Here is a 17,158-nt window from a genome sequence, read left to right as displayed (position 1 = left end):
AATGGTATTATTTCAAGAAATATTGAATTTATTGAAGAAAGTTTGTGGGATGTACCAAATTGAATTATAACATTTGCATAGCATTAAACGAAAAAGATATGGCTAAGACCAAAATCACTTTCTCTCTTGCACCAGAAATAGTAGGCAACGCATCAAGCGGTATTTTACTTGGTGAATTTAATAATTGGGATACTACCAAAGGGGTAGCTCTTAAGAAGAGTAAAGATGGATCTTTAAGTACATCTGTAACACTAGAGTCTGGTAAGACTTATGAGTATCGTTATTTATTGGATGACGGAAGATGGGTGAACGACGGTAATGCAGATGCATACACATTCGTTACTGATTATCAGATTGACAACTGTGTAATTGAAGTGCCTACTCCAGCTAAGAAAGCTCCTGCAAAAAAGGCAGCGGTGAAAAAAGCGGCACCTAAAAAGGCTGTAGCCAAAGGAGATGATCTAACGAAAGTAGAGGGTATAGGTAAGAAAATAGCAGAATTACTTGCTGCTGATGGTATAGACACTTTTGCAAAACTTGGAAAGGCAACACAGAAAAAGCTTAAAGCAATTCTGGAAGCTGCTGGTCCAAGATATAACATTCACGATCCTAAGACTTGGGCAAAACAAGCCAAACTGGCTGCTGCTGAGAAATGGGACGAACTAAAAGAACTTCAAGCTGTCCTTAAAGGCGGCAAATAAAATATTATTTCAATAGGGTTGAATGAAATGCCGGGTACTTTGTACTCGGTTTTTTTTGTATTTTCATACACCAATTCAGCTCTATAAATGAAATATCTGTTCCTTTCAATGGTAATGATGGGACTCTTCTTCTCCTGTGAGAAAGAACCAATTCTCTTTGAATATAGAATCGCCAGCGAAGCTGTGCCTTACGTTGAAGATTTCTTCAAAGAAGGAGATAAGAGAGGTGTTTACCTCAGAAAGGTTAATCTAATTGTAGAGTTTACAGACAGTCTTGAGAATGATTTGTGTGGTCAGTGCATTAAGCCAAGAGGTAGAAAATCTGGTCAAAGGAAAGTGCTGATCCAGAGAAACAGTGACTGTTGGAATAGCAAACACTTCCTAAATAAAGAGGCCTTGATTTTTCATGAACTCGGGCATTGCCTACTGGATAGGGATCACAAAGAAGACTTATTCCCATCGGGTGACCCCGTTTCTCTTATGACCAAAGTACTGAATGGCCCCTATCAGCCCTGTGTCTATGTATTTGGTGATGATGAGTATATCAAACAATGCAATAGAACCACCAGGAGAGATTACTACCTCGATGAGTTATTTTATGGATCCACAGGTCAAGTTCCGGATTGGGGAACCTCAGAGTAAATGTTTGACGTCTTCTTCGTAGTCAACATCACTGAGTGTTGGCATTTGAAAGTAACGAAGCTTATTCTTTTTGAAAGCCGCTATTGCCTCAGCACATACATCTTCATGTGACCATTCCTTATTCAGAAAAACATCAGTGAGCACTTTGACTGATTGCTCTTGTAGTTTTTGAAAGTTAAAGCCAATGCTGTAATAGCCGCCGTCGTATGCAGGCCCTATAACTGCAGTACTATTGTCAAGCTCTTTGTATGCATTATTGATAATCTCGGAAGTGATGTCAAGGCAATCAGAGCCAATGATTAGAGCTTTATCGTATTCTTTTTCAAGCAGATAGCTAAAAGCAGAGAACATCTTTAAGCCCAGGTTTGGATCAATGTGCTGAAGATGCTTTTCAAATTTGTCTTTTGGCCACATATCATTTTGTGCAATAGACTGACTGTAGAAAAGGTATCTGTCCGTTTCTACCTCCAGAGCTACCTTTTTAGTATGCTCCATGAGATGGATGTATATCTCTAAGGCCTTTTGATCTCCCACCGTAGCGGCGAGCCTTGTTTTTACTTTACCTAACTCAGGATTTTTAACGAAAATAATAAGGGCTTTTCTCAAAAGACTAGTAGCTTAGAAATGTAATAATACAACCATTAAAAACGATCACAAAATGATTAATCAGATCATATATACGGAAAACGCACCAGAACCGATCGGCCCGTATTCTCAAGCCGTTTTAGCCGGTAATACCTTATATATCTCGGGACAGATAGCCTTTGATGAATATGAGAATGGCACACTGGAGTCTGAAACGAAAAAGGTGATGGAGAATTTGGGTGCTATTCTTAAACAATCTGGATTTGATTACGGAGATATTGTCAAGTGCAGTATTTTCCTGAAGTCAATGGATGACTTTCAAACGGTAAACGGAATTTATGGAGAGTACTTCAAAAAAAATCCACCTGCCCGAGAAACCGTACAGGTGGCTTGTTTGCCTAAAAATGTCAATGTCGAAATATCTGCGATCGCCGTTAGGTAATCGAAAGCTTCAAAAGCAAACAGTAAAGGTTAAGGTTGAATGATGGTCACAAATATATGGTACTTTTACCGTAAAAAATAGCACGGTAATAAGTATTTTTAGGTGTGGCGATATAGTCTCTACTAACCAATAAAATCTATGACAAGCAGACGCAAATTTATTTCTAAAGCCTTTTTGACCACGGCTGGTATCGGCTTGGCAAAGGGCTCTACATTGGCCAAAGAAGATCGTTCTAATTTAAACAAACCTTTTAAATCGGCATTTGCACCACATTTTGGAATGTTCAGACATTCGGCCGGTAATAGCCATATCGACCAGATACAGTTTATGTATGATCGTGGTTTCAGAGCATTAGAAGATAATGGGATGATGGGCCGGAGTGTAGAGGAACAGAAGGCCATTGCATCTAAAATGGAAAAGCTGGGAATGCGAATGGGGGTGTTTGTGGTAGGTTTTGACAGTTGGCCACCAAAAACCACTTTGGCATCTGGAGATATTAAATGGAAAGAACACTTCTTAAAGACTTGCAGGGAAGCTGTAGAAGTGGCAAAGCGTGTAAATGCCAAATGGATGACGGTGGTGCCCGGGAATTTTGACAGAACACTTCCGATGGGTATTCAAACGGCGAATGTGATTGATGCCTTGAGAAGAGCTACTGATATTTTTGAGCCACATGGGCTTACCATGGTGCTGGAACCTCTCTCTGATAATCCTGACTTATTTATGAGGTACTCTGACCAAACTTACTTGCTTTGCAAAGCAGTAAATAGTCCAGCCTGTAAGATACTTTTTGATATGTGGCATATGCAGCGAAACGAAGGAAGACTTCAGCATCATATGGATCTTACGTATGATGAAATTGGATATTTTCAGATAGGTGATGAGCCGGGAAGAAAGGAGCCAACTACAGGAGAAATTAATTACAAGCATTTGTTTAAGCATATCTATGAGAAAAGCGGAGACCAGCTAATTCTTGGTATGGAGCACGGCAATGCTTTTGATGGTAAAGAAGGGGAGGAGAAACTAATAGCCGCCTACAGGTGGTGCGATGATTTCTAAAAATTAAACTTAATATCTATGAATCGCCAAATGGGACTTACCTTTGGCAAAAAATTGAGAACATGAGAGACATACTTTTAAACATTCATCATTATCTGGCTTTTGCAGCCTTAATTTTATTGGCTTGGGCCACTATCAATGGAATTTTAGGCACAACAAGCGAAAAACTGTGGGAAGACAAACACAGAAAAGTAAATCTGTTTGCTTTGATTGCTACGCACACCATGTTTTTATTAGGAATCATATTGATGGTATTGGCACTCTCTAATGCTGATATGGGGTCAATAATGAAAAATGCTGTAGCCCGAAAAGCATATATAGAGCACCCAACAGTAGGAATTTTAGCAGCTGTTTTGGTAACCATAGGTAACGCCAAAAGCAAGAAAGAAATAGTGAATGGTAAGCGTTTTAAGTCTACTATGATTTTCTTTGGTCTGGCTTTACTATTAGTGTTGAGCAGACTACCTTTTGAAAAGTTATTTTAAACAAATGTCATGGTAATCCTATTTGATGGAGTATGTAATTTGTGCAATTCTTTCGTGCAATTTGTCATCAAAGAGGATCGTGATAAAATATTCAAATTTGCTTCACTTCAATCTGATTTCGGTCAGGCTGAAGTGGCGAAAGCTCTAGAATTGGCCGAGGTAGACTCGGTCATTTTAGTTTCAGATCATAAGATCTTTATAAAGTCAGATGCTGCTTTAGAGATTCTTAAAAAGCTCCCAAGGTTTTCCTGGCTATATATATTCAGATTTATCCCGTTAAGGGTCAGAGATGGGGTTTACGAAGTTATAGCTAAGAATAGGTATCGTATATTCGGGAAAAGGGAGACGTGTATGATACCGACTCCCGAATTAACAGAACGTTTTCATACTTAAGATTTCTGATAGTTGATCGCTTTCAGTAAAGCGTCCATATTGCTATCACTTACAGGAATATCGAATTTGTCGATCGTAATCCTATGATTCCTGATACTCTGAATTTTCTCCAAATTGACAATATAAGACTTCTGAACTCTCATGAAGTTATCAGGAAGCCTCGCCTCTATACCTTTTAAGGTTGACTTCGTCAAAATGGGCCTGGTTTGAGAGGTGATAAAGATTTTGATGTAATCTTTCAACCCTTCAATATGGGTGATTTCATCAAAAATGATTTTTACCAGAGAGTATTCAACATTTACAAAGAAGTAATCTTGCTCCTCAGATTCAGCAGCAGCGTTATTCCCTGCTTCAATACCGTTGTTTTTCTTATATAATTCCAGTGCCTTATGAGCCGCTTTTGAGAACCTATCAAAACTTACAGGCTTCATCAAATAATCTACTACATCCAGATTATAGCTTTCTACGGCGTAGTTGTCATAGGCAGTAACTAAGATAACCATCGGTTTTACTTTCAAACTCGCCAGAAATTGAGTGCCGAGCATTCCTGGCATTTGGATGTCAAGAAACATCAAGTCTATTTTTTCTTCCTGAAGAGCTTCCATAGCTTCAAAAGGATTCTTACAGACTTTAACGAGGTTTAAAAAGGGGACTTGTTCAATGTTTTCCTGGAGAAGTTTTCTCGCAAGACTTTCGTCATCAACTGCTATACAATTTAGCTTCGGGGTTGGCATACTCGGGTTGGTTATCTCGTTTTAGATTCATAGTAAGCACCACTATGAATTTACCGTCAGAGTCATTTACGATTAAATCGTGTTTCTTAGGATAAAGCAGTTCTAAACGTCTTCTTACGTTTTTAAGTCCAATACCTGAGCTAAAATCCTTTGAATCTTTGGTTTCGGGTGCTATTTCATTGGTTACCGTGAATTTCAATAGATCAGCGTCATATTTCAATTCGATGTCAATTTGCGGATTTTTTACCATACCTATACCATGTTTAAAGGCATTTTCTACAAATGGTATTAAAAGCATGGGTTCAATGGTATGGCCGCTGTCAGAGCCTACTATATCCACGTTTATTTTGACATCATCACCATAGCGTACCATTTGGAGGTCAATATAGTTCTGTAAATAAGCCACTTCTCTACTCACAGGAACATGTTTACTATCGGTCTCATAAAGCATGTATCTGATAAGCTCTGAGAGTTTTATTGTTACAGATTCTGCATCGCCCGGTTGGGATCTGATAAGGTATACAATACTGTTTAGGACATTAAAAATAAAGTGAGGACTAATTTGAGACCTTAAAAACGAAAGTTCAGATTGCATTCTTTCTTGCCTTTCCTCTCTACGGGTGCTTTCTTCCTGCATGAATTCTGTAATTAAACCATAGCCCGTGGCTAATGCAGACACAAACATGACTGGGAAGAAAATAAAGAATGTGTAAGTGTGTTTGTAATTTGGGTTTACCAGAAATTTGATTTTGTCTTCAATGAATATGAAGACAGAGCAAATGGCCACCAGTGATATAACGTATGATGTAGCACCTTTTTTCTTAAATACTTCGGGAATCAGGTAATGTACTATAAAATAAAATAGTGGAATCTCCACAGCTCTGACCGCTACGAGCATTTTAAGAAATACTACAGCATCTGGGTTATCGTAATCAGCATTAATCAAAGGGTACCCTATCCAGATGACCCACATAAAGATCTGGAATAGGATTCGGTAAGCTTTATCGCTTCTAGGACGTTGAGATAGCAAGGTCATTCTTGTATGAAGCAAATCAATTAATTACCCATTTACAATCAAAGTGCGAAATAACAGATATTCGGGATATTTCAGAAGATTAATTGAGAGGATGTATCGTAAAATGCATAAAGCGACAGAAAAATGCAATTAGAAGATACATTAAGGTATTTGAACTAAAAGGGTTACTTGATTCAAAATAAAATGTCAATATTCGAATGCGATTGGTAGACAAATCTATCAGATTAGTAGAGTTTTTACACTTGAGGGATTTTTGTTCATAGTACTTATGACATTCTTAACTAGCTTTGTTCCGAATTAATGTAACAACATATATAGAATGAAAAAAGTATTATTCGTATTGGCCTTTGCGGCAACAGCTTTTACTTCCAATGCCCAGAAATGGACGCTAGATAAATCACACGCTGGTGTAACTTTTACAGTTACTCACATGATGATTTCAGAGGTAGATGGGAATTTTGGTGAGTTTGATGCATCGATTACTTCTTCAAAAGAAGATCTATCAGATGCTGTTTTTGAATTTACAGCCAAACCTTCAAGTGTCAATACACAAAACGAAAGAAGAGATGGTCACCTTCAGGCTGAGGAGTATTTTCATACTGAGAAATACCCAACGATCAAGTTCAAAAGTACTTCACTTAAGAAAGTTGAGGGAAAGAAGTATAAGATGACGGGTAATCTGACCATGAAAGATGTAACTAAAGAGATCACAATGGACGTTATCATAAATGGTCCAATAGTTCATCCAAGAAGCAAGAAAAACATGGTAGGTATTAAAGCTACCGGAGAGATAGATCGCTTCGATTTCCACGTAGGTGGTGAGTCAGGAGCTGGTACAAGTAGAGAAATTGTAATTTCTGCGAAAGGAGAATTTACACAAGAGTAAAAAAATAAAAGGGGTTTTATTTTTAAAGGGAGCTTGATTCGGGTTCCCTTTTTTTCGTTTTAACCCCAGAGATTAGGCCTCTTTCTTAAATAGAGAGTCTACAAACTCCATTTTGTTAAATACCTGCAGGTCATCCATTTTTTCTCCAATTCCAATATACTTCACCGGAATTTTAAATTCATCAGAAATACCAATGACCACACCTCCTTTAGCTGTTCCATCTAATTTGGTAATGGCTAATGAGTTTATTTCGGTAACTTTTGTGAACTCTCGGGCCTGTATTGTTGCATTTTGACCAGTGCTTCCATCTAAGACTAACATGACCTCATGAGGGGCTTCAGGTAATACCTTCTGCATGACACGCTTAATTTTGCCCAACTCGTTCATTAGATTGACCTTGGTATGGAGTCTACCGGCAGTATCAATGATGATAACATCGGCATTTTGTGCCACTCCTTCTTTAACGGCATCGTACGCCACAGAAGATGGATCTGTATTCATTCCATGATCTATAACTTCTACACCTACGCGGCTTCCCCAAAGCTTTAATTGATCTACCGCTGCTGCTCTGAACGTATCTGCAGCTCCTAAAACTACTTTTTTGCCATTCTTCTGGAAATTATAGGCCAGCTTTCCAATGGTGGTTGTTTTGCCAACCCCATTGACCCCAACTACCATCAGAACATATGGTTTTGGGAGATTGTCGGTTTCGAAACTATTCTGTACATCCTGTGAGTTGTTTTCCTCTAAAAGAGCTGCTGTTTCTTCTCTTAAGATGGTATCGAGCTCTTCAACTGAGGTATATTTATCCTCTGCTACTCTTTTTTCTATTCTTCTGATGATTTTGATGGTAGTGTCAACCCCTACATCAGAAGAGATTAGTATCTCTTCAAGTTCATCAAGTACTTCTTCATCTACGGTAGACTTACCTATGACAGCTCGGCTTAATTTTTCAAAAATTCCCGACTTAGATTTCTCAAGTCCTTTGTCAAGTGTTTCTTTCTTCTCTTTGCTGAAGAAATTGAATATTCCCATATTCCTTAATTAAGTGTAAATGAATGACGTAAAAATAAGAAGCATAGTTCAGTAGAAAAGTATGCCGGTTGCTTTGCTAGAGCAAAGATTCAAATTTTTGTAGAATATTTGATGAAACTCGTTTTGGTTTCATTGAATTAGGGTCAATTGCCACCCAAATAGTTAGGGCTTTGGCTATGACCTGCTGGTCTTTCTTGATTACATAATGCCTTTCAGTGCTTATGGCATCATATTTCTCAATCCAGGTTTCTACCACAAGTTTATCATGAAGAAAAGCAGGTTTCAGATAGTCAATTTCATGTCTACGGGCTATCCATCGTATCCCAGCTCGTGTATCTTCATCTGCCAAAGAGTACCAGTGAGCAATAGCCGCTTTCTCCAAGAACTTTAAATACACAGCATTATTGACGTGCTCGAGCTCGTCAAGATGAGACTGTTCTACTGTTATAATGGTTTTATGGGTTTGCATTTGCCAGAAAGGTAAACAAAAAAAGCCTCTTTGATTTCTCAAAGAGGCTCTAATAAATGAGGTTCTGACCTTAGGCTTTAAGAACGTCTTTTACCAATTCTACAGGTACCATTTCTTCTTTGAAGGTATATGCACCAGTTTTTGGAGACTTAACAGCCTTAACAACTTTAGAATAGTTCTTAAGTTTTGATTTATCCTGTAAGGTCGCTACTACTTTCTTTGCCATAGTCTTATACTTTTAGTGTCTTTCAGGAAGACAATTACTTAATTTCTTTATGAACAGTATATTTTCTTAAAACCGGGTTGTATTTCTTCAACTCCAGTCTTGCAGTGGTGTTCTTACGGTTTTTAGTAGTGATGTAACGAGACATGCCCGGCATACCGCTTTCTTTGTGCTCTGTACACTCTAAAATAACCTGAACTCTATTTCCTTTCTTAGCCATTGCTTTATCGAATTAAAATATCTTTTTCTAAACGGGGCTGCAAAGATAACCAAATAATCCCTTTTGTCAATACTCTCTTAAAATAAAAAGTATATTTTTTTGAGGGTCTATTTTGCTGACTTCAAGTGAGTTTAGAAGCGTGTTTAATTTAGAATGGAAGGTCGTCTTCGCCTTCTACTGCTGCTGGTATATCTACAGGAGCTGCGGTCTCAGAACTATCTGCTCCAGCCGTAGTAGCCTCTAGTTTCCAAGCTCTAACGTCTGTATACCATCTGCCATTATACTCTCTGCTTTCTACATCTATAGACGCCGTTACGCCAGTGCCTACTTTGATCAGGTTTTCGTCAATTCTGTCTCCCCACATTGAGATACACACCTTTTTAGGGTATTGGCTTTCTGTCTCTAATACAAAGTCCTGCTTCTTCCACGGGCCATTTTTACCTTCTCCGCTTTGTAATGGTAGTACCTGAATGATATTTCCGCTGATCTCCATCCGATTTAATTTTTAGTATAGATTTTTGATTAATTTGGCTGCAAATCTAAGGAATACCAGTCGTAAAGTCCATTGATAGCTGAGCTAATTAGTCGTATTGAAGAATTACAATCGAAAGGCGATCAGTATTTCGAAAGGGGATTGTTTCCTTGCTACCGGAAAAACTCTATTTGGTCGTATTCCAGGCCAGACAATAATATTTTTACGTCGCTATCGGTTGCTCTGGTTTTAAAAAGTGTTCTACCTAAACTTAAAGAAGTTCAGACTCAAAGGGTACAAAGCGTGATTAATGGAGTGCTTCAAAATGTCAATTCTTATCAGAATAGAACTGGCAGGCCAACATTTAACTTTTACCCTACTGATGCTGATCATTTCCCCAATGGTCTCTTGATGCATCGATTTAAGCATTTCAAACTGCCCGATGATGCTGATGATACTGCTCTTGTGTATTTATTAAAAGAGGCTAGTAAAGATAAAATTGAGATGTTAAGGGTTTTATTGACCTCCCATTCGGCTTTCGATGGAGTGTACGATACCTGGTTTGGAGTCAATATGCCATCAGAAAGGGATGTCTGTGCTCTTTGCAATGTCATGTTATTAGTCTCTAGCTCGGGTTTAGAGTTCAGTAAGAATGATTTGGCTACTCTCTGTTATTTAAATAGTGTAATTGTAGAGGATTTATTTCGGGAGAATACATTTTGGGTATCTAGACATTATGCCACGGTTCCTTTAATTGTTTATCACTACGCCAGATTATTGAGTTTTGTCAATTTACCCCAACTACGGGAAGCAAAAGAAGCTTTACAAACAATCATCCCTGGTCTTTTTAAGAAGGAGGAAAATAAAATGAACAGGATTCTTCTTTCTTCTTCTGCTTTGAGATTGGACTTGGAGATAAAAGAGGAGAATACCATGAGAACAAAGGATCAAGAGTTTTACTCATTCATAGGTGCTCCTTTTGCTCCATTGCCTGATAGCTTATCCAAGAAAATAGCAGATAAGCGTTGGGCATGGATTGGATGGAAATGTGAAGCTCATGAGGTAGCCTTGGAACTCGAAAATATAGTGCTTAAGCAACAGAATTATGAAAGAACAACCCAATAACCCTCTTCATGGAATAAGACTTGATAAAATTCTGAATGATTTGGTAGACCATTTTGGGTGGGGCACTTTAGGTCAGATTATCAAAATAAACTGTTTCAGGAATAACCCTACCGTCAATTCTTCATTGAAGTTTCTACGGAAAACCGATTGGGCTAGAAAAAAGGTGGAGGATTTATGGATAGAACTAAAGTCTAATGGAGATCTCAAATCCTGAATTTGACCTTTAGCAATTTACTTTCACACTGCCTCATTGCTAGATAATTGGCTAACTTTGCGTTTTGCAGAAAAACAGTATCCTAAAAGTGGCAGAAAAAGTACTCTCTGACGTAGAAATTACCGGGCACGAGCAAATCGAAGTCTTTGGTGCTCGAGAACATAATCTCAAAAATATTGATGTTGTTATTCCGAGAAATAAGTTAGTAACCATTACTGGTATTAGCGGTTCTGGAAAGTCTTCTTTGGCTTTTGATACTATTTATGCTGAAGGCCAGCGTAGATATATGGAGAGTTTTTCTGCGTATGCCAGATCATTTATCGGTGATATGGAGAGGCCAGACGTTGATAAAATCAATGGGCTTTCTCCGGTTATTAGTATTGAACAGAAAACTACTTCAAGAAATCCGCGTTCTACAGTTGGTACCACCACAGAAATCTATGATTTCCTTAGGCTGCTTTTTGCCAGGGCAGGAATAGCCTACAGTTATGTGACTGGAAAACCTATGGTCAAGCAGACTCAGGATCAGATAGTGGATCAGATCATGGAGGAGTATGCCGGTCAAAAACTGACAGTTTTGGCTCCTGTGGTAAAAGGAAGAAAAGGGCATTACCGTGAGCTTTTTGTTCAGATAAGGAAAATGGGTTACACCAAAGTCAGGATTGATGGAGAGGTTCAGGATTTGGTGCCCAAAATGCAGGTCGATCGTTACAAAATTCATGATATTGAGATCGTTGTAGATCGTTTAATGCCTCAGCCAGAAGATCGCTACAGAGTGAGTCAATCTGTTGGGACTGCCTTGAAAGTTGGTAAAGGGTCTATGCTTTTATTAGATCAGGAAGGGGAGGTGAAATATTTATCTCAAAACCTCATGGATCCCGAGAGCGGAATTAGCTATGAGGAGCCATCGCCTAACTCGTTCTCATTTAATTCGCCGTATGGGTCTTGCCCAACCTGTAATGGAATGGGGAAGGTGGAAGAGATCACGGAGGAATCTATCATGCCAGACAAGTCGCTGAGTATCAGTAGAGGAGGGATAGTGGCCCTTGGGGAGTATCGTGATCTGTGGATTTTTAAACAGATTCAGGTGATACTTAAAAAGTATAAGGCAAATGTGAGTACGCCGATTGAGAAAATACCTGAGAAAGCGTTGAACACAATTCTTTATGGAAGTGATGAACCTGTTGCCGTACCGTCAAAAAAATATCCGGGAGAGGATTGGAATACAAAGTTTGAGGGAATTATAAATTTCCTCAAAAGGCAACAGGAGTCAGATAACGATAAGGTTAGAGATTGGTTGGCAGATTTTATGATTATCAAAACGTGTCCTGATTGTGAGGGAGCACGATTGAAAATTGAGTCACGTCATTTCAAAATAGCTGATAAAAACATTTCAGAATTGGCAGAGATGGATATTTCTGATCTGGCAGATTGGTTCAGAAATATTGAAGATCGGCTGACAGATAAGCAGCTGCAAATTGCAACTGAAATTCTAAAGGAACTTAGAAAAAGAATAGGCTTCCTGGAAGGTATTGGTCTTGATTATCTCACATTAAACAGGCCTTTGAAATCGCTTTCTGGTGGTGAGGCTCAGAGAATTAGACTTGCAACGCAAATTGGTACTCAGCTGGTGGGCGTACTCTATATAATGGATGAGCCGAGCATTGGATTGCATCAGCGAGATAATGTGAAGTTGATTAAAGCATTAAAAGATCTCCGTGATTTAGGGAATACAGTTCTTATAGTGGAGCATGACAAAGATATGATGCTGGAGTCCGATTATATCCTGGATGTTGGCCCGGGTGCAGGAAGGCATGGGGGGAGAGTGGTAGGCCAAGGTACACCTGAGGACTTCCTTAAAAATGGAAGCCCCACAGCTAATTTCCTAAGTGGAAGTGAGGAGATAGCGGTACCTGAGAATAGAAGAAAAGGCAATGGGAAGAATCTTGAACTTAAAGGTGCTGCGGGAAATAATCTTCAAGATGTAGATCTCAAAATACCATTGGGTAAAATGGTTTGTGTAACTGGTGTAAGTGGATCGGGTAAGTCCTCTTTGATACATGATACACTTTTCCCCATTCTGAATCGTCATTTTTTCAGAGCAAAAAGAGAGCCTTTAGAACACAAAAAAGTGAAGGGTCTTGAGCACATTGACAAGGTAATTGAAGTGGACCAATCCCCGATTGGAAGAACTCCAAGGTCAAATCCTGCGACTTACACGGGAATGTTTACCGATATAAGGGCTCTTTTTGCGGAGCTTCCAGAATCAAAAATCAGAGGTTATAAACCAGGAAGATTCTCTTTTAACGTGAAAGGCGGTAGATGCGAGACCTGCCAGGGTGGAGGTATGAAAAAAGTAGAGATGGATTTCCTGCCAGATGTTCATGTGGAGTGTGAAACCTGTAAGGGAAAACGGTTTAACAGAGAAACCTTGGAGGTAAGGTTTAAAGGGAAGTCAATAGCCGATGTTTTGAATATGACTGTAGAAGAGGCCATGGAGTTTTTTGAGAAGCAACCTCAGATTCAAAGAAGAGTTAAAACTCTATTTGACGTGGGACTAGGTTACATCACTCTGGGTCAGCATGCTACTACTCTTTCTGGTGGAGAAGCACAACGGGTTAAACTTTCTGAGGAACTCTCAAAACGTGATACCGGGAAGACACTTTATATTTTGGATGAGCCGACTACCGGTCTTCATTTTCAAGATATCAAGAAACTGCTTGATGTATTACAAAAGCTAGCGGACAAAGGGAATACCGTACTGATAATTGAGCACAATATGGATGTCATTAAGGTAGCCGATCATATCATAGACATGGGCCCTGAGGGAGGAATACGTGGAGGTAGTATTGTGGCTCAAGGAACTCCAGAAGAGGTGGCTAAAGTAAAAGGAAGCCACACTGGATACTATTTGAAGGAGGAGTTGAAATAGAGCTAATCGACAATATTCAGCTCAATATTTCCTTTTAGCTCTTTTTTGGATTGTTTATCCCAGATTCGAAAGAGATAGTAGTACGTGTTTCCAGGTTTCATAGGTTGACCAAGAGTAAGATTTAGTTTTAAATCTTCAGCATCTTTGGCGGGGACACCTGTTTCTCCATATTTTTTGAATAAATCTGGAATGAAGGTCAAAAGATTTCCACTGGAATCAGAAATAGCATATTCGGCTCCTGGATTTACGAAGCCGCTTTCTAATTTTTTGAAATCGTCTATACCCTTTATGTTAATGGTAATTTGATCGCCCAAAGCGTGACGTTTATTATTAAGCGGTATCTGATTTTGAAATACCTGTATGCTTTCAGAGGTTAGGCCCTTATAATCAATATAAAGGCCAATTTTTTCGTCTTCAAAATTGCTTTTACAGGCGTAAATAAAGAAAACGGTTAAAAGAATTATTCCCAGCTTTTTAGGTTCCATTCGGCTACAAAATTTCTATATTGCGTACAAATAACGTCGATAATTCGATTTTAGCAACATGAAAACAAAACCACTAAGAGTATTTCTTTTGCTACTTGCTGTTGTGTCTCTACAAAGTCAGGTAAGTAAGAAAAGTAAACAGCAGGAATTAAACGAGATTTTAGGTTCTTCAGAATCCAAGTCTATCATGGATCAGGTCTTCAATGATGATGTGATCATTTCATTTAGTTTGTGTGTTGGGCAAGACTGTAATAATGGCGAGTCATTTGGTTTTGACACGCAAAGGTTCAAAGAGAATAATTTGCGAATTAAATTCGATGACACGAGTAACTCAGCTAGTTTCCCTAACAATGATTGGGAGATAGAAATAAATGAGAGTTCCAATGGTGGATCAAATCATTTTGCAATTAAAGACGTTACTAATAGCAGAACCCCTTTCAAAATATACTCACAAGCACCAAATGCTTCTCTTTGGATTGATCATCAGGGAGATGTAGGGATTGGGGAGGATAATCCGGTTGTTGAACTTCATTTGACAGATGGCGATACTCCAACCTACCGTTTGGAGCAGGATGGTTCTGCTGGATTTCAAGCTCAAACTTGGGACTTAGCGGGAAATGAGACCAATTTCTTTATTCGCGATGTAACGAATGGAAGTTCATTGCCATTTAGGGTGAGACCAGGTGCTCCTACAAGTTCAATTGACATCAAGAGCAACGTTGTTGAAATAAAAAATGTAGCGTTATTTGATCCAAGCTCACCTTCAGATTTGAGGCTTAAAAACAACATAGTTTCCTTAAAGGATGCGACAGGGGTATTAATCCAACTGGAGCCCAAGTCGTTCTTTTACACTTCTTCTGCAATAAAGGACTTTAATTTTTCTAACAGAAAACATTTTGGTTTAGTTGCTCAGGAAGTTCAAAAAGTACTGCCTGAGGTTGTCAAGGTGCTTCCTATTGGTGAAGATGATGAAGAATACCTAACCGTCAAGTATGAATCTTTTATTCCTTATCTCATTCAAGGTTTTAAAGAACAACAGACCTTAATTGAAGCCCAAAATCAAAAGATTATAGGATTGGAAAAACAAGTATCTGCTTATGCTGATTTGGAAGCAAGAGTAAATGCTCTTGAAGGTGCTGGTAAGATTAATTCTAAAAACGCAAAACGTTAATAAAATGAAATTCAACATATCAATTTTACTTGTTCTAATTTCCTCGGTTGTTTTTGCTCAGAATGTGGATGAAAACGGTCGGCCTCTCGGTGCTAAACCAAGTTTTGTTGTTTCTTCGGTAGAAGATGTTTATTTGAAAAAGAATGAAAGTTCTGTAGCAGGGGCGGAGGTAAAACTGGATTATTCTTTACCAAAAGGGGTAACTTCCGGAAAATTGACCTTGTTTCATCCAAGAAAGGATGAAGAGCTAAAGTCTTATACTTTAAGCTCAGAAACAGGATTAGTAACGGTGAATGTAAAGGAAATGCCTGTTAGCATTTTTAGTGTTGGCTTATACGATCCGCAAGGTAAATTGGTCAAATCGCTTAATGTGATTGACTAATCCTCAAGGCAGAATTATTTTGACGGGCAGCGAGTATTTCGCTGCCTTTTTTTGTTTTAATCCCGTTAAATAGAACTCTATTTGAAATTGGTGGTAGTGTTTATTGATAAATTATCTTTGTTTAAAATACTATTACAGCCATGATAAAGAACAACCTATTTCGATCAGGCTTGCTTTTGCTAGCTTGTTTACTACAAAGCCAGGTTAGCCTGAAGAGTAAAAGCCAAAAGGAATTGAATGAAATTTTGGGAGGGTTAGAAGCCAAAGCTGTTGAAGCTTATTTTCATACATCTAATGGAAGTATTCAGGGAAGTCTTTGTGTAGGTTTTGATTGTGCATCTTCAGAATCTTTTGGATCAGATACACAACGATTTAAGGAGAATAATCTTAGATTACATTTTGATGATACCAGTACTACGGGTTCTTTCCCATCAAATGATTGGAGGATTGTTATTAATGATCAATCTGAAGGCGGCAGGAGTTATTTTGCAGTTCAGGATGCCACTGACTCTAGAACCCCATTCCTTATTGAAGCAGGTGCCCGGACGAATGCGTTATACGTGGAGTCTGATGGAGATGTGGGCATAGGTACTGAGAATCCTGTATTAGAATTGCATGTTGCAAGAGGCGATACACCAGGTTTAAGAATAGAGCAGGATGCAACTTCTGGTTTTGAGCCCCAAACCTGGGATTTGGCTGGTAATGAAACTAGCTTTTTTATTAGAGACGTCTCAAACGGAAGCACGCTTCCTTTCAGAGTAAGGCCGGGTTCTCCATCCAATGCTTTAGTGATTGATACAGATGGTGACATAGGAATGGGTATTTTATCACCTGAGGGGCCATTGCACATTAAAGATAGCGAGGACTTGCTTCTATTAGATTCGGAAGGTAAGCTATCGCTGAAAGATTCATTAATTCTTCAGAATAAAGGAATTAAGTTTCCTGACGGATCAGTGCAAATCACCGCTTTTGGTGGGGATAACGGTGCTTATACTGATCTCGATGTTACTGGCACGGCTCATTTTATGGGAGATGTCTATGTTAAAGGAAGTATTTTTCCTAGTGCGTCTTTTGGCCCTTCAGACAAACGCTTAAAACAGAGTCTTAGGGATTTAAAAGATGCTTCTGGTCTTTTAATGAAGTTGTATCCGAAGTCATATTATTTTAAGAAGGAGTTTGTACGTAACCTTGGGTTACCAGAAGAGCTTCAATATGGGCTATTGGCTCAAGATGTTGAGAGCATTCTTCCTGAACTTATCAAAGAATTCGATACAAAAAGTAGTGGACGATACAAAAGTGTAAATTATACGAGTATAGTTCCAATTCTAATTCAAGGTTTTAAAGAGCAGGAAGAGAGAATAAGATTTCTGGAAGAAGAGTTAAAATCTATTGATTCACTGGAGAAAAGGATAAAGCAACTTGAAAGTGCAACTCAAAAGTCAAGTTATTCAAACGCAAAAAGATAAG

Annotated in this window: 22 protein-coding genes; 13 read left to right on the top strand and 9 right to left on the bottom strand. The window is 38.6% G+C overall.

The annotated features are described in order from the left end of the window. The first annotated feature begins 98 nt into the window (after positions 1-98). Both ACUXV0_RS09255 and ACUXV0_RS09250 read left to right on the top strand, forming a co-directional pair. Positions 99-701, top strand: coding sequence for a hypothetical protein (locus ACUXV0_RS09255; RefSeq protein WP_446189264.1), 603 nt, complete (start codon positions 99-101; stop codon positions 699-701). A gap of 87 nt (positions 702-788) precedes the next feature. Then, a complete protein-coding gene (locus ACUXV0_RS09250; RefSeq protein ID WP_446189263.1) occupies positions 789-1,343 on the top strand; it encodes a hypothetical protein in 555 nt (184 codons plus the stop codon). On the opposite strand, the gene ACUXV0_RS09245 is transcribed toward ACUXV0_RS09250, so the two are convergent. Beyond that, the gene (locus ACUXV0_RS09245) at positions 1,335-1,949 is read right to left on the bottom strand and encodes a TIGR04282 family arsenosugar biosynthesis glycosyltransferase (protein WP_446189262.1); all 615 of its coding nucleotides are present in this window, start codon (positions 1,947-1,949) and stop codon (positions 1,335-1,337) included. The genes ACUXV0_RS09250 and ACUXV0_RS09245 overlap by 9 nt on opposite strands. A gap of 52 nt (positions 1,950-2,001) precedes the next feature. Here ACUXV0_RS09245 and ACUXV0_RS09240 point away from each other — a divergent pair, with 52 nt between their 5' ends. The 4 genes from ACUXV0_RS09240 to ACUXV0_RS09225 all read left to right on the top strand — a co-directional run bounded on the left by ACUXV0_RS09240 (position 2,002) and on the right by ACUXV0_RS09225 (position 4,307). After that, positions 2,002-2,370 (top strand): Rid family detoxifying hydrolase, encoded by a 369-nt coding sequence (locus ACUXV0_RS09240; protein WP_446189261.1) that lies wholly within the window; start codon positions 2,002-2,004, stop codon positions 2,368-2,370. Between the two features lie 138 nt (positions 2,371-2,508). Next, positions 2,509-3,429 (top strand): hydroxypyruvate isomerase family protein, encoded by a 921-nt coding sequence (locus ACUXV0_RS09235; RefSeq protein ID WP_446189260.1) that lies wholly within the window; start codon positions 2,509-2,511, stop codon positions 3,427-3,429. Between the two features lie 62 nt (positions 3,430-3,491). After that, a complete protein-coding gene (locus tag ACUXV0_RS09230; protein WP_446189259.1) occupies positions 3,492-3,914 on the top strand; it encodes a hypothetical protein in 423 nt (140 codons plus the stop codon). Positions 3,915-3,923: 9 nt separating this feature from the next. Next, positions 3,924-4,307 carry a thiol-disulfide oxidoreductase DCC family protein gene (locus tag ACUXV0_RS09225; RefSeq protein WP_446189258.1) on the top strand — a complete coding sequence of 128 codons (384 nt, stop codon included), beginning with the start codon at positions 3,924-3,926 and terminating at the stop codon, positions 4,305-4,307. On the opposite strand, the gene ACUXV0_RS09220 is transcribed toward ACUXV0_RS09225, so the two are convergent. Together ACUXV0_RS09220 and ACUXV0_RS09215 are read right to left on the bottom strand one after the other, a co-directional pair. Continuing rightward, positions 4,304-5,041, bottom strand: a complete 738-nt coding sequence (locus ACUXV0_RS09220) for a LytR/AlgR family response regulator transcription factor (RefSeq protein WP_446189257.1) — start codon at positions 5,039-5,041, stop codon at positions 4,304-4,306. The genes ACUXV0_RS09225 and ACUXV0_RS09220 overlap by 4 nt on opposite strands. Continuing rightward, positions 5,007-6,077, bottom strand: a complete 1,071-nt coding sequence (locus ACUXV0_RS09215; RefSeq protein WP_446189256.1) for a sensor histidine kinase — start codon at positions 6,075-6,077, stop codon at positions 5,007-5,009. The genes ACUXV0_RS09220 and ACUXV0_RS09215 overlap by 35 nt, the downstream gene beginning before the upstream one ends. A gap of 319 nt (positions 6,078-6,396) precedes the next feature. Here ACUXV0_RS09215 and ACUXV0_RS09210 point away from each other — a divergent pair, with 319 nt between their 5' ends. Next, positions 6,397-6,963 carry a YceI family protein gene (locus ACUXV0_RS09210; protein WP_446189255.1) on the top strand — a complete coding sequence of 189 codons (567 nt, stop codon included), beginning with the start codon at positions 6,397-6,399 and terminating at the stop codon, positions 6,961-6,963. A gap of 72 nt (positions 6,964-7,035) precedes the next feature. Here the strand turns inward: ACUXV0_RS09210 and ftsY are convergent, their stop codons facing one another. From ftsY to ACUXV0_RS09185, 5 genes are all read right to left on the bottom strand, one after another. After that, entirely contained in the window at positions 7,036-7,998 is a 963-nt protein-coding gene (gene ftsY / locus ACUXV0_RS09205; RefSeq protein ID WP_446192794.1) for a signal recognition particle-docking protein FtsY, read from the bottom strand. A gap of 76 nt (positions 7,999-8,074) precedes the next feature. Beyond that, a complete protein-coding gene (locus tag ACUXV0_RS09200; protein WP_446192793.1) occupies positions 8,075-8,467 on the bottom strand; it encodes an acyl-CoA thioesterase in 393 nt (130 codons plus the stop codon). Between the two features lie 70 nt (positions 8,468-8,537). After that, positions 8,538-8,693: a DUF4295 domain-containing protein gene (locus ACUXV0_RS09195; protein ID WP_446192792.1), complete on the bottom strand. Its 156-nt coding sequence runs from the start codon at positions 8,691-8,693 to the stop codon at positions 8,538-8,540. Positions 8,694-8,727: 34 nt separating this feature from the next. Further along, on the bottom strand, positions 8,728-8,910 hold the full coding sequence (gene rpmG, locus ACUXV0_RS09190; RefSeq protein WP_082391304.1) for a 50S ribosomal protein L33: 183 nt from the start codon (positions 8,908-8,910) through the stop codon (positions 8,728-8,730). Between the two features lie 148 nt (positions 8,911-9,058). After that, entirely contained in the window at positions 9,059-9,403 is a 345-nt protein-coding gene (locus tag ACUXV0_RS09185; protein WP_446192791.1) for a DUF3127 domain-containing protein, read from the bottom strand. A gap of 282 nt (positions 9,404-9,685) precedes the next feature. On the opposite strand from ACUXV0_RS09185, the gene ACUXV0_RS09180 reads away from it, so the two are divergent. The 3 genes from ACUXV0_RS09180 (at position 9,686) to uvrA (ending at position 13,653) form a co-directional block, all read left to right on the top strand. Further along, complete coding sequence (locus tag ACUXV0_RS09180; protein WP_446192790.1) at positions 9,686-10,507, top strand: hypothetical protein; 822 nt, start codon at positions 9,686-9,688, stop codon at positions 10,505-10,507. Beyond that, a complete protein-coding gene (locus tag ACUXV0_RS09175; protein WP_446192789.1) occupies positions 10,488-10,721 on the top strand; it encodes a VF530 family protein in 234 nt (77 codons plus the stop codon). The genes ACUXV0_RS09180 and ACUXV0_RS09175 overlap by 20 nt, the downstream gene beginning before the upstream one ends. A gap of 88 nt (positions 10,722-10,809) precedes the next feature. Next, positions 10,810-13,653 carry an excinuclease ABC subunit UvrA gene (uvrA, locus tag ACUXV0_RS09170; protein ID WP_446192806.1) on the top strand — a complete coding sequence of 948 codons (2,844 nt, stop codon included), beginning with the start codon at positions 10,810-10,812 and terminating at the stop codon, positions 13,651-13,653. A 2-nt stretch (positions 13,654-13,655) separates the two neighbouring features. Here the strand turns inward: uvrA and ACUXV0_RS09165 are convergent, their stop codons facing one another. Next, positions 13,656-14,138 carry a hypothetical protein gene (locus ACUXV0_RS09165; RefSeq protein WP_446192788.1) on the bottom strand — a complete coding sequence of 161 codons (483 nt, stop codon included), beginning with the start codon at positions 14,136-14,138 and terminating at the stop codon, positions 13,656-13,658. Positions 14,139-14,196: 58 nt separating this feature from the next. Between ACUXV0_RS09165 and ACUXV0_RS09160 the strand changes: the two genes are divergently transcribed. From ACUXV0_RS09160 to ACUXV0_RS09150, 3 genes are all read left to right on the top strand, one after another. Then, the gene (locus ACUXV0_RS09160) at positions 14,197-15,309 is read left to right on the top strand and encodes a tail fiber domain-containing protein (protein WP_446192787.1); all 1,113 of its coding nucleotides are present in this window, start codon (positions 14,197-14,199) and stop codon (positions 15,307-15,309) included. A gap of 4 nt (positions 15,310-15,313) precedes the next feature. Next, complete coding sequence (locus tag ACUXV0_RS09155; RefSeq protein ID WP_446192786.1) at positions 15,314-15,691, top strand: hypothetical protein; 378 nt, start codon at positions 15,314-15,316, stop codon at positions 15,689-15,691. A gap of 140 nt (positions 15,692-15,831) precedes the next feature. Continuing rightward, positions 15,832-17,157: a tail fiber domain-containing protein gene (locus ACUXV0_RS09150; RefSeq protein WP_446192785.1), complete on the top strand. Its 1,326-nt coding sequence runs from the start codon at positions 15,832-15,834 to the stop codon at positions 17,155-17,157. Position 17,158: the final 1 nt, after the last annotated feature.

Source organism: Jiulongibacter sp. NS-SX5 (genome assembly GCF_052828545.1).
This window is presented reverse-complemented; position numbering and strand designations above follow the sequence as displayed.

Bases quoted from the DNA above. Each gene is read 5' to 3' on its own strand.
- ACUXV0_RS09255 (WP_446189264.1), top strand. From the start codon at position 99: ATGGCTAAGACCAAAATCACTTTCTCTCTTGCACCAGAAATAGTAGGC.
- ACUXV0_RS09250 (WP_446189263.1), top strand. From the start codon at position 789: ATGAAATATCTGTTCCTTTCAATGGTAATGATGGGACTCTTCTTCTCC.
- ACUXV0_RS09240 (WP_446189261.1), top strand. From the start codon at position 2,002: ATGATTAATCAGATCATATATACGGAAAACGCACCAGAACCGATCGGC.
- ACUXV0_RS09235 (WP_446189260.1), top strand. From the start codon at position 2,509: ATGACAAGCAGACGCAAATTTATTTCTAAAGCCTTTTTGACCACGGCT.
- ACUXV0_RS09230 (WP_446189259.1), top strand. From the start codon at position 3,492: ATGAGAGACATACTTTTAAACATTCATCATTATCTGGCTTTTGCAGCC.
- ACUXV0_RS09225 (WP_446189258.1), top strand. From the start codon at position 3,924: ATGGTAATCCTATTTGATGGAGTATGTAATTTGTGCAATTCTTTCGTG.
- ACUXV0_RS09220 (WP_446189257.1), bottom strand. From the start codon at position 5,041: ATGCCAACCCCGAAGCTAAATTGTATAGCAGTTGATGACGAAAGTCTT.
- ACUXV0_RS09215 (WP_446189256.1), bottom strand. From the start codon at position 6,077: ATGACCTTGCTATCTCAACGTCCTAGAAGCGATAAAGCTTACCGAATC.
- ACUXV0_RS09210 (WP_446189255.1), top strand. From the start codon at position 6,397: ATGAAAAAAGTATTATTCGTATTGGCCTTTGCGGCAACAGCTTTTACT.
- ftsY (WP_446192794.1), bottom strand. From the start codon at position 7,998: ATGGGAATATTCAATTTCTTCAGCAAAGAGAAGAAAGAAACACTTGAC.
- ACUXV0_RS09200 (WP_446192793.1), bottom strand. From the start codon at position 8,467: ATGCAAACCCATAAAACCATTATAACAGTAGAACAGTCTCATCTTGAC.
- ACUXV0_RS09195 (WP_446192792.1), bottom strand. From the start codon at position 8,693: ATGGCAAAGAAAGTAGTAGCGACCTTACAGGATAAATCAAAACTTAAG.
- rpmG (WP_082391304.1), bottom strand. From the start codon at position 8,910: ATGGCTAAGAAAGGAAATAGAGTTCAGGTTATTTTAGAGTGTACAGAG.
- ACUXV0_RS09185 (WP_446192791.1), bottom strand. From the start codon at position 9,403: ATGGAGATCAGCGGAAATATCATTCAGGTACTACCATTACAAAGCGGA.
- ACUXV0_RS09175 (WP_446192789.1), top strand. From the start codon at position 10,488: ATGAAAGAACAACCCAATAACCCTCTTCATGGAATAAGACTTGATAAA.
- ACUXV0_RS09165 (WP_446192788.1), bottom strand. From the start codon at position 14,138: ATGGAACCTAAAAAGCTGGGAATAATTCTTTTAACCGTTTTCTTTATT.
- ACUXV0_RS09160 (WP_446192787.1), top strand. From the start codon at position 14,197: ATGAAAACAAAACCACTAAGAGTATTTCTTTTGCTACTTGCTGTTGTG.
- ACUXV0_RS09155 (WP_446192786.1), top strand. From the start codon at position 15,314: ATGAAATTCAACATATCAATTTTACTTGTTCTAATTTCCTCGGTTGTT.
- ACUXV0_RS09150 (WP_446192785.1), top strand. From the start codon at position 15,832: ATGATAAAGAACAACCTATTTCGATCAGGCTTGCTTTTGCTAGCTTGT.